Source organism: Pseudaeromonas pectinilytica, from assembly GCF_054780855.1.
Map to the genome: position 1 here is coordinate 1 of NZ_BAAGVN010000020.1, position 1,868 is coordinate 1,868.

Genomic DNA, 1,868 nt, shown 5'->3' on the forward strand with positions numbered 1-1,868 from the left:
AAGCATGAAGCTACTGGCATCAACCTCGAACCGGCTGACCCCGATCTGCTGCAGGTAGAGCACCAAGGTATCGAGCTTGCGAATTTTCCATTCACCCTCGCCATAGACCTTGAGTCCGGTGGCATCGATGACCAGGTGAGCCACTGGGCCATGGCTCGGTATGCGGTACTTGATTTCGACCGTCTTGGCGCGCTTGCTGATACAGCTGTAGTCCGGCGACTGTAAGGGCACCTTCATCAGCTTGAACAGCGAGTTNATGCCACTGCTGGATGGCTTGCTCATCCATCCAGACGGTCAACGAACCACGTTGCACCAAGGCTTGGTTGTACTGTTTCCAGTTGCTGATCTTGTGCTTGGACTTGCCCATCTGGCACTCCCGGTGGTGAACCTAAGAGATCAGATCGCCAAACTGCGGGATAGTTCCCTGATTTGAGCAACAACGCCCCAGGTTGAGCGTCGAGGGGAGATCCGCCCCCAGACTGACGGCCTGGCTGACCTCAGAGAGCAGTGGTAGCAGCTCGGTTCGGCATTCTCCCAGCAGGCAGTGGCAGGGGTGGCACGGCTGCATCTGACTCATATCTTCACCTCGAACGCGACTCATCACGTCATCCTTGTTCCGATGAGGGGCAGACTGCCCACATTATGTGCGTCGCTATGTGGGTGGCTATATAGCGATAGCCTCGCAAGGCCCTCGGCCCGATGATGAACGGATTAATGCAAAATTGGCGCCATAGAGCGTCATCCGCGGGTACTGGCTACTCCGGTCGTCAGATGTGGGGCCATTGCGTCAGATAGTTCAAGAGTTTCGCCATGACCTCATTGACCAGCCGATACTGGCTCGCCGGAGTTGCTCGCAGAGACTCCGCACTCTGAATATAGGGGGCCACCACCAGCTCTTCGGCGCAGTTTCCCATCAGCGATTGCAGCGACGAAGCTGTAGTCTCCAGATGAAATTGCAGACCGATCACCGGTTTACCGATCAGCTGAAAGGCTTGCTGTTCACAGGCCTGACTTCGCGCTAACTGCTGGGCCTGGGGTGGCAGTTCAAAGGTCTCCCCATGCCACTGTAGTACGGTGAGTTCGGGAGGGAATGCAAACAGCGCCGGCTGTTCATGCGCAACAGCGGTGATAGGAAACCAGCCTATCTCCTTCAGCGGATTAGGGCTCACGCGGCAATTGCAGGCATTGGCGATGAGTTGGGCCCCCAGGCAAATTCCCAATATTGGTTTGTTCGCTGCGATGGCTTGCCGGATGAACGCCTTTTCTGCGGTGAGCCAGGGGAGGGAGTCTTCATCATTCACACTCATGGGGCCCCCCAGGACGATCAACAGATCGAGAGCGGCTAGGCGGGGGAGTTCATGGGGCTGATAAAAACAGGTGCGGCTGATTTGGTAGCCTGCGGCTTGCAACCAGGGCTCGATCACGCCGAGCCCCTCGAATGGGACGTGTTGGAAATAGTGTGCACGCATATTCATCTCTCTGGTTCGTGTTCGAGGGCTGATGGGCGCCCCCAGCCGTGGAGGCAGTAGCAAATCTTCTGCCAGATCGCGGAGCACTTTGCCAGTGGCTGGGATAAATCCGCCTTGATGGGATTTGAAATCCACGCCTTAAGGTGGCGGCCACGGCTTTGGGCGCCGCTCGGCCGATGTTAGTAGTGGTGGCGCTCGACAAGGCTGCCGGATTGCGAGTCAGAGAATGGGTCAAGGTATGGGATAGCTGGCGCATTTATCGCGACATGATTTGTACCATCACGAACTTTCCGGGTGAAAAAATATCGTTTTTGTACAGTTTTGTGGATGGACGAAGTTGTTTATTCATGGCCCAGGCGGGAGGTGCCATTTTACCAAGGGAAGGTGCGAATAAGCAGG

Annotated in this window: 3 protein-coding genes and 1 pseudogene; 1 reads left to right on the forward strand and 3 read right to left on the reverse strand. The window is 56.1% G+C overall.

The features are described 5' to 3' along the window. Positions 1 to 75: 75 nt before the first annotated feature. The 3 genes and pseudogenes from ACYVG7_RS01905 to ACYVG7_RS01915 form a co-directional block, all read right to left on the reverse strand. Positions 76 to 367 (reverse strand): annotated as a pseudogene (locus ACYVG7_RS01905) (transposase); the annotation flags it as partial. A 21-nt stretch (positions 368 to 388) separates the two neighbouring features. Further along, a complete protein-coding gene (locus ACYVG7_RS01910) occupies positions 389 to 601 on the reverse strand; it encodes a hypothetical protein (RefSeq protein ID WP_182928038.1) in 213 nt (70 codons plus the stop codon). Between the two features lie 166 nt (positions 602 to 767). Then, a complete protein-coding gene (locus ACYVG7_RS01915; protein WP_182928087.1) occupies positions 768 to 1,469 on the reverse strand; it encodes a type 1 glutamine amidotransferase in 702 nt (233 codons plus the stop codon). Positions 1,470 to 1,645: 176 nt separating this feature from the next. On the opposite strand from ACYVG7_RS01915, the gene ACYVG7_RS01920 reads away from it, so the two are divergent. Next, a partial coding sequence (locus ACYVG7_RS01920; protein ID WP_460881559.1) for a hypothetical protein occupies positions 1,646 to 1,868 on the forward strand: 223 nt, incomplete at its 3' end.